Consider the following 8,046-nt stretch of genomic DNA (forward strand, 5'->3'; position numbering starts at 1 on the left):
CGCCGCCTACCGGCTGGTGCAGGAGTCGATCAGCAACGCCCGCCAGCACTCGCCCGGCGCCGAGGTGTCGGTGACCGTGGTCCGTTCTCTGGAGGGCCTTGAGGTGGCGGTGCGCAACGGCGCCGCCACCACGGCGGGCGAGGACGTGACGGGCTCCGGTGGCTACGGTCTGGTGGGCATGCGGGAACGGGTGCGGCAGACCTCGGGGCGACTGCGGGTCGGGCCGACACCGGACGGGGGTTGGCTGGTGACGGCGTGGTTCCCGACTGGACCGGAGGAGCGGTAGTGACGATCCGGGTGCTGGTGGCCGACGACCAGGCGATGGTGCGCGCGGGCCTGCGCACCATCCTGGAGGCCGAGCCGGACCTGGCGGTGGTGGGCGAGGCGGCCGACGGCGACCAAGCCGTCCGCGAGGTACTGCGTACCCGGCCGGACGTGGTCCTGCTCGACGTGCGCATGCCGGGAACCGACGGCATCACCGCGCTGGAGCGGCTGGCCGGCGCCGGGCTCGATCCTCCAGTGTCGGTGCTGGTGGTGACGACCTTCGACCTGGACGAGTACGTCTTCGCGGCGCTGCGGGCCGGGGCCAGCGGCTTCCTGCTCAAGGACGTGGAGCCGGACGAGCTGGTGGCGGCGGTGCGTACGACGGCGCGGGGCGAGGGGCTCATTTCGCCGAGGGTGACCCGTCGCCTGATCGCCGAGTTCGCCCGCCGCTCGAGCCCGCCACCCCTGCCCGCGCCCACGCCGCTGCCCGCCCACCCCGGTCTGACCGAACGGGAGCACGAGATCCTCCTGCTGGTCGCCCGTGGCCTGTCCAACGCCGAGATCGCCGCGACCCTGGTCGTGGGGCAGTCCACGGTGAAGACGCACGTCGGCAACCTGTTGGCCAAGCTGGGCTGCCGCGACCGGGTGCAGGCGGTCGTGCTGGCCTACGAGCACGGTCTGGTCCGTCCCGGCGGTTGAGCCGTCGCACCCGGGGCCGGTGCTCGGTCCGCGACCCGAGGTGTGTCCGGTGGAAGGGTCAGGGCGCGGGCTCGGCCCCACCGCCGGCGCGTCGTCCCACCGTCGCGGTCAACGACCGGACGGCGGCGTCCACCGCGGCCAGGTGCACCGACCGTTCCTCGGGGGCGGGCCGCAGCAGCAACGACCACATCAGCCCGTCCATCAACGCGATGACCAGGCACGCCAGGGCCTCGTGGTCGTGACCGGCGGGCAGCTCCCCCACGGATTCCGCGTAGGCGAACACCCTGGCGAGCTGGTCTCGGGCCGGGCGGTCCAGGCCGGTGATCACGGCGCGGAACGTGGGGTCGACAACGGCGCGCGCGGAGAAGGCGGCCCAGATCCGGGATTCGGCGAGCCGGCCGTCGTCGAGGGGGAGGTACTCGACGACGGCCGCGCGGAGCGCGTCGGGGAAGGACATCAGACCAGGTCCGAGGCGGATCTCCGCCATGCGGCCGGCGGCTCGGGTGATGGCGGTCTCCAGTGCGAACCGCAGCATCTCGTCCTTGCTGCGGAAGTAGCGCTGGACCGCGCCGACCGAGCAGCCGGCCTCCGCCGAGACGGTGCGCACGCTGACCGCCTCCAACCCCTCGCGCTCGATGATGCGGAGCAGGGCGTCCGCCACGTGGTGGCGGCGTTCCTCGCGGTCGACGTGCCTTGGCATACCCCCAGTCTCGCGCATGACCCCACGTAGGAATACAGTCGTATTCGATACACCCGTATTCCTACGTGGGAGGTTCCATGTCCAGTAGCGCGAACGGACGCTTAGGCCAGCTGGGCCGATGGCTCGCCCTCGCCGGTGGCGCGGCGACGGGCCTGGCCGGGGTGGCGGCCGCCGCCACCGCGCTCCTCCCCATGCCGAGCCTCGACTGGTGGGCGGTGGGTCTCCTGGTGCTGGAGTTCAGCCTGCTGGTCAGCGCGGCGGGACTCCTGGGCCTGGCCCTCGGGCTCGTGGGTGGACGACGAGCCGCCGGCCGGGGGAGGCGGTGGACCGCCACCGCCGTCGTCGCGGTGAACCTCGCGCTGGTCATCCTGGGGGCCCTGCCCGGCCTGTCCGCCTGGTCCACCGCGCGGGAGCTGGACGCCACCCTGGCCCTCGACGGCTACCTCGACGGGCTCAGCAGCGAGGCCGACCGGGGCCCCGACGCGACCGTCCGCTACGCGGAGGTGGACGGCGAGGACCTGATGCTGGACGTGTGGACACCGGTCACCGACCCCGACCCCGACCGCCCGCGCCCCATCGTCGTGAACGTCCACGGTGGAGCCGAGGAAGCCCCGCAGAGCCTCTTCCCCCGGTGGGACGTCTGGCTCACCGAACTCGACCACGTGGTCTTCGACGTCGACTACCGGTTCTTCCGCGACGGGGACTGGCGAACACCGCCCGGCGACCTCACCTGCGCGCTGGGCTGGATCGCGGCCAACGCCGAGCGGTACGGGGCGGACCCGGACCGCGTCACCATGATGGGCCAGTCGGCCGGCGGGTACCTGGCGTTGCTCACCTCCTACACGACCACCGAGGAACTGGGGCCGACCTGCGACGCCCCGGCGGAGCCGGCCGAGGTGTCGGCCGTGATCGCCTGGTACGCGCCCGGCGACGCGACGGCCGAGATCAGCCGGCACCCCCGGTTGGGCGAGACCGTCTGGCGCCAGCTGAGCGAGGAGACCTGGCGACTGGCCGACGAGGACTGGGGGCCCGCCTCTCCCAGCACCTACCTGCGAGCCGACCTGCCACCGACCCTGCTCATCCAGGGCGGGCGGGACGTCCTCCAACAGGCCGACCAGACCCGGGCGTTCGCGGACCTGCTGGAGGAGGCCGGCGTCGACCACACCCTGGTGGAGATCCCCTACGCCGACCACCAGTTCGACATCAGTTGGGGCGGTTTCGGCAGCCAGCTCGCCCGGCACGCGATCAGCGAGTTCCTCACCACCCACGGGTGAGCATGGACGACCGGGGCGCCCGCTCCGGAGGGCGTCGGCGGAGCCCGTGCCAGGACGCGAACGACCACCGGGAGCAAGACGGCTCGTCCCGTCCTGCTCCCCCTACCCTGAGCGCAATGAGCACCCCGAAGGCGCCCGACTCCCGGCGGCGCAGCGAACGGTCCCGCCAGGCGATCCTGTCCGCGACGCGGGAACTCATCGTCGAGCTCGGCTACCCCAGGGTCACCGTCGAGGCCATCGCGGCCAGAGCCGGGGTGGGCAAGCAGACCCTCTACCGGTGGTGGCCCACGAAGGGCGCGGTCGTCCTCGACTCGATCCTGGCGCTCAGTTCGCCGGATGCCGAAGGTCAGGTGACCCTCCCCGACACCGGGGATCTCGAAGCCGACCTCCGCACGGTGTTGCGGGCGACCGTCGCCGAGTTCGCCGACCCCGCATTCGAGGCACCGATCCGCGCGCTGAACACCGAGATCATCAACGACGCCGAGCTGGCGGCCGCCTACCGCGAACGACTGGGCGCCCCCGTGGAGCAGGCGAAGCGGGACCGCCTCCGCGCGGCGCAACGGGCCGGGCAACTGGCGGCGGACGCCGACCTCGACCTGGTGCTCGACCTGCTGTACGCGCCGGTCTACCGGCGTTGGCTGCTGCGGGACGGGCCGCTCACGCCGGAGTACGCCGACGCGCTGGTCACAGCGGTCCTCGCCGCCTTCCGACCGGCCTGACCCCAGTCGCCACCCCCGCGACCGCGGCGAGCCGGCGAGAGCGGCGCACCCCCAACACCCACCCTGCCCTCGACGTTCCCGCCGGCCGTCTCACCGCCCTGCCCGGTCCGCCTGGCGGTCAGAACGGTGGCGGCTCCACCGCGACGGCGGCCACGGCACCCGTCCGGCCCGCCGGCACCGGTTCCACCGGACGCTCCCCCCTGCTCGGGCACCACCCGCCAACCGGGCAGGTCTCGCAGGCCGAGGACGGGCGCGGCCGGAAGTCGAGGTCACGGCTCCAGGGCGCCGCCGCCTCCGCCACCCGGCGACGGGCCGCCGCGACCAGGCCCTCGTCGGTGACGTCTACCGTGTACACCCGGGCCTCCTCCGGCCCCAGCACCTCCAGCTCCACCGCTCCCCCACCGTCGTGCCCGTCGGCCCGCACCACCGCCGCCAGCAGCAGCACGTCCACCGCGAACGCCAGGTAACGGACCATCGCGTCCTCGACACCGGTCGGCAGGTGCCCGAGCGTGCTCTTGGTCTCCCGCCACCGGCGTGCCGCGCCCGCGCGGTAGACCAGGTCCGGGCTGGCGGCCACCACCACGTCGGCGGTCGGGTCGTAGACCCGGTGGACCGGTTCGACCCGCACGGACGCCACCGCCTCGTCGCCCAGGGGGCACCGGTCCACGTGCTGCCGGAGGAAAGGCCAGGCCGCCTCGTACTCGGAGTCGGTCAGCACCTCGTGGTGGGCGGGCACCCCGGTGCCCGGCTCGGGCAGGTCCTCGACCGCGCAGGCGGCGGCGTCCGGCCTCGCGTGGGCGGCGGCCAGCCACCGGTGCACCGCCAGGCCGCGCAGCTGCGCCGGCCCGGTGTCGTCCTCCTTCGGCAGGTGCAGGACCGTGTCGCCGAAGTAGCGCGCCGGGCAGCCGTGGTACCTGTCCAGTTCGGACGCGCTGACCGAGCGGGTGTGGGTGGCGGGTTCGGCCAGTCCCAGCAAACCCGCCTCCCGCGGCATCGCGGGACAGCTGGGCAGCCACCCGCACTGGTCGCAGTCGCGGCCCGGGGTCAACCGGGTGCCGCTGATGAGCTCGGCGATGACCGGGCGGGCCTCCCGCTGGTAGAAGTCCCGCACCAGCGCCTCGGAACGGAGGTCGGCGACCACCGCCGCGCCACCGTCCCCCAGGCCCACCTCGACGACGGTCACCCGGTCGGGCCGGCGACCGCCCGCCCGGCCGTCCGCCGAGCTCCCGTCCAGCGCGAGCTTGGCCGCCACGGCCGCCCACCGGTGGCTCTCCGCGCCGTCGCGGGCGGAGCCCACCCGCAGCCGGCGCACCTCCCGCAGCGCACCGTCCGGGCTCTCGTAGTACAGGCCCCAGGCCGTCAGCTCCCGGTTCCCGTGCGTGATCTGCCGTTCACCGACCAGGGACAGCGGCCCCACCTCGTCCACCCGCTCGTCGTGGGCCTCCAGGTAGTTCCACACCGCCGCGTCGAGGAAGCGCCGGGCCAGCGCGTGGAGGGCGACACCACTCCTGCTGGCCTCCCGCGCCGCCGCGCGGATCGCCTCCTGCTCGTCGGCACCCCGGTGCACCGAGGTGACCGCGCCGACCACGGCACCGAGCAGGAACGGCCACGGCTCGGGGCGGCGGACGGACCTGTCCGCCGGGGCGACCCCGGGGCGGGTCGCCAGGTTCAGCCGGCCAGGGCAACCGTGCCCCACCTGGTCGAGGAGGGAAGCCTTCACCCGCACCCGGTCCGGCCGTCCCCGGTAGGCCAGGTCCGCCGGCAACGACTCGCTCATCTCGTCCTCCTCCCCGTGGGCGGGCGCCCGGCACGCCCCGCACCGCGTCCCGACCCCGGAGGCGGCTGGTGACGCGGCCACCCACCGCCGGACGCCATGTGGTGCCCCGCCCCGAAGCGCGACCCGCGCTCGCGGCCTCCACGCCGTGGTTGGGCGGTCAGCACGCCCCAGCCGATCACCCCGCCTGTATACCAAGCGGCGCGAACGGGAGCGGGACGTCGACCGTCCTCGACGCGAACGAACTCCTCTCCTGCCTCACCATCGAGATGCTGGGGTGGGGCGCAACGGGTCCAGGCTCGGCAGGACGGGGATACGCGGGGGAGTCCGAAGTCGACGCCGAGGCCCACGAGGTTCGTGGAGCCCCGCAGCTCGAGTCCGTGAGCACCAGCGGGTCGTCGCCAGCGCCGCGTGGTTCGCCCCGCCCAGTCGTCCACCCGTGGTGCTCCGGTCGCACGCCTCGGTCGACCCGTCTACGGGCCCGGGCGTGACCGCGACTGCTGATCAGCAGAGGACCCCCCTTTCTACTACTGAAAGTAGTCGGTCGAGTCGGCAGCGGAGCCACTGTTCACCCTTCGGACCCCCTTGCCTACTCTTTGGGGTGATCCATTTCCGGCGTTACGTGAGTGGGGCTGCTGCACATGTCAGGCGCGGACGAAGCACAGACCGGCGGATTCCTGCCGAGCGAGATCGACACCACCCGGCCCAGCATCGCGAGGGTCTACGACGCGTTCGTGGGTGGGAAGGACAACTTCGAGGTGGACCGGGAGGTCTACCGCCAGATCCTCCAGATCGCCCCCGAGGCCGCAGACACCGGCCGGCTCTGCCGAGCGTGGCTGATCCGGGTGGTCCGGTTCCTCGCGGGCGAGGGCGGGATCACCCAGTTCCTCGACCTGGGTTCCGGTCTTCCCACTGCGGAGAACACGCACCAGGCCGCCCAGCGGGTGAACCCCGAGGCCAGGGTCGTCTACGTCGACAACGACCCGGTGGTCGCGGCCCACGGACGTGCCCTGTTGGAGGAGAACGACCGCACCAGGTTCGTGGCCGGCGACCTGCGGCACCCGGCGACGCTGCTCGCGGACCCGGTCATCAGCACGCACCTCGACCTCTCCCAGCCGATCGCCCTGATCCACTCCAACACCCTGCACCACGTCCCGGACGAGGACCGCCCCGGCGAGGCGATGTCGACCTACGTCGACGCGCTGGCCAGCGGCTCCTACCTGGCCATCAGCCACCTGCACATGCCGGAGCCCGACAACGAGCACCACGCGCTGGCGCAGGAGGCCCAGGGCAAGTTCCTCCACCTGATGGGCAGCTGCATCTTCCGCACCCGTGAGCAGATCGCCGGCTTCTTCGACGGCGTGGAGCTGGTGGAGCCGGGTCTCGGCTACCTCTTCGACTGGTGGCCGGACGGCCCGCAGGACACCCCGCCCGCGCGGGGCGACCACCTGCTGCTCGGCGGTGTCGGTCGCAAACCCTGATCGCGCCGGAGACGACGGGGGGTGGTCGCCGTGGTCGGCCACCCCCGCCGCCGTCTCCCGCACCAGCGTGGACCGGGGCCGCCCGCGCTGACCGGCGCGTCCTGGCGGAACGGCCTCCGCCACCGCACCGGGCCGGGACTCCGGTGTGCCCCGCCGAACGGCCACCCTGGCCCGGCGGGACATCGTTGGCCCACAATGGCCCTGGGTGGACGACGCCGGGGCCGGGAGCCCGCCGGCCCGGTGGGTCCTCCGCCCGGTTCCGGCTCCACCCGGGTGGACGGGTCACGCACCCCAGCGGAGGCCAGCCGTCGAGCCCCAGCACCCACCGGAAGCCCGTCCGGGGACGAGCGAGCACGCCGCCAGTCGCCGTCATCCACGCTCCACCGGGGACCAGGCGGACCCGGGCCACGAGCCGGGACGCCGCCCGGGCCCCGGCCGGGCACACCGCACAACGCGCGGGAGCGGTTGGGCGACCGAGCGTGGTCCTCGACAACCTCGCCCCGGAGCGGGCGGGCCGCTCCGGCCCGCCCGGCGGGACCGGCCCAGGGAGCACGGGTGTCCACCGGGGACCACCGCTCCCCGGCGCGGCCAGCTGCTGGCCCCGGCACCCGTGCGGTGGCGGCGCGGGGTCGGGGCCGGCGCCACCCCGGCAGGTGAGCGGAGAGGGCACCGTTCTCCGGGCCCGGGAACTCCCGCCCCTGGAGCCCGAGGGCCGCGAACCCGGCCCCGGGGCCGTCACACACCGTGAACCTCCCCCCGGAGAACCGTGCCGGAGCGCCCCGGCACCATGATCGACGACGGCGCGGGGGAGGCACCGGCGGTTCGCCCCGTCCACCACGCCTCTCCCACCGTCCTCGCGCACGTACTGATGGCGATCGGAGTTCCGCACCGTGGTCGACCACTACGAACTGCTCGGTGTGTCCCGTGACGCGACCACCGCCGAGGTCAAGTCGGCCTACCGCCAGCTCGCCAAGACGATGCACCCGGACGCGGGGGGCACGGCGGGCGCGTTCCGGCTGCTCCAGGACGCCTACGAGACGCTGACCGACCCGCTCCTGCGCCGCCAGTACGACCGTGACCGCGCCAGGGCCGCCGCGCCACCCGCCGCTCCCTGGCGGCCCCACCCGCCCTCCGA

8 protein-coding genes are annotated in these 8,046 nt (G+C 74.1%); 6 read left to right on the forward strand and 2 right to left on the reverse strand.

All coding sequences use genetic code 11. The features are described 5' to 3' along the window. Window positions 1–286, forward strand: a 286-nt coding sequence (locus ACTIDRAF_RS27615) for an ATP-binding protein (protein ID WP_039786157.1), incomplete at its 5' end; no start/stop codon positions are given. Continuing rightward, on the forward strand, window positions 286–963 hold the full coding sequence (locus ACTIDRAF_RS0206710) for a response regulator (protein WP_016697952.1): 678 nt from the start codon (window positions 286–288) through the stop codon (window positions 961–963). The genes ACTIDRAF_RS27615 and ACTIDRAF_RS0206710, both read left to right, overlap by 1 nt. A gap of 58 nt (window positions 964–1,021) precedes the next feature. Here ACTIDRAF_RS0206710 and ACTIDRAF_RS0206715 read toward each other — a convergent pair whose 3' ends face one another. Then, a complete protein-coding gene (locus ACTIDRAF_RS0206715) occupies window positions 1,022–1,663 on the reverse strand; it encodes a TetR/AcrR family transcriptional regulator (RefSeq protein WP_039786160.1) in 642 nt (213 codons plus the stop codon). Between the two features lie 77 nt (window positions 1,664–1,740). Between ACTIDRAF_RS0206715 and ACTIDRAF_RS0206720 the strand changes: the two genes are divergently transcribed. Continuing rightward, entirely contained in the window at window positions 1,741–2,937 is a 1,197-nt protein-coding gene (locus ACTIDRAF_RS0206720; protein ID WP_083886138.1) for an alpha/beta hydrolase, read from the forward strand. Window positions 2,938–3,053: 116 nt separating this feature from the next. Beyond that, window positions 3,054–3,656, forward strand: coding sequence for a TetR/AcrR family transcriptional regulator (locus ACTIDRAF_RS0206725; RefSeq protein WP_016697956.1), 603 nt, complete (start codon window positions 3,054–3,056; stop codon window positions 3,654–3,656). A gap of 118 nt (window positions 3,657–3,774) precedes the next feature. On the opposite strand, the gene ACTIDRAF_RS35255 is transcribed toward ACTIDRAF_RS0206725, so the two are convergent. Further along, window positions 3,775–5,433: a PD-(D/E)XK nuclease family protein gene (locus ACTIDRAF_RS35255; protein WP_016697957.1), complete on the reverse strand. Its 1,659-nt coding sequence runs from the start codon at window positions 5,431–5,433 to the stop codon at window positions 3,775–3,777. A 638-nt stretch (window positions 5,434–6,071) separates the two neighbouring features. On the opposite strand from ACTIDRAF_RS35255, the gene ACTIDRAF_RS0206735 reads away from it, so the two are divergent. Continuing rightward, the gene (locus ACTIDRAF_RS0206735; RefSeq protein ID WP_026065843.1) at window positions 6,072–6,911 is read left to right on the forward strand and encodes an SAM-dependent methyltransferase; all 840 of its coding nucleotides are present in this window, start codon (window positions 6,072–6,074) and stop codon (window positions 6,909–6,911) included. 890 nt (window positions 6,912–7,801) lie between these two features. Further along, the coding region (locus tag ACTIDRAF_RS27620; protein ID WP_039786162.1) for a J domain-containing protein at window positions 7,802–8,046 on the forward strand (245 nt) is incomplete at its 3' end.

Origin of the sequence: Actinoalloteichus spitiensis RMV-1378 (assembly GCF_000239155.1) — a bacterium.
Taxonomy (GTDB): domain Bacteria; phylum Actinomycetota; class Actinomycetes; order Mycobacteriales; family Pseudonocardiaceae; genus Actinoalloteichus_B; species Actinoalloteichus_B spitiensis.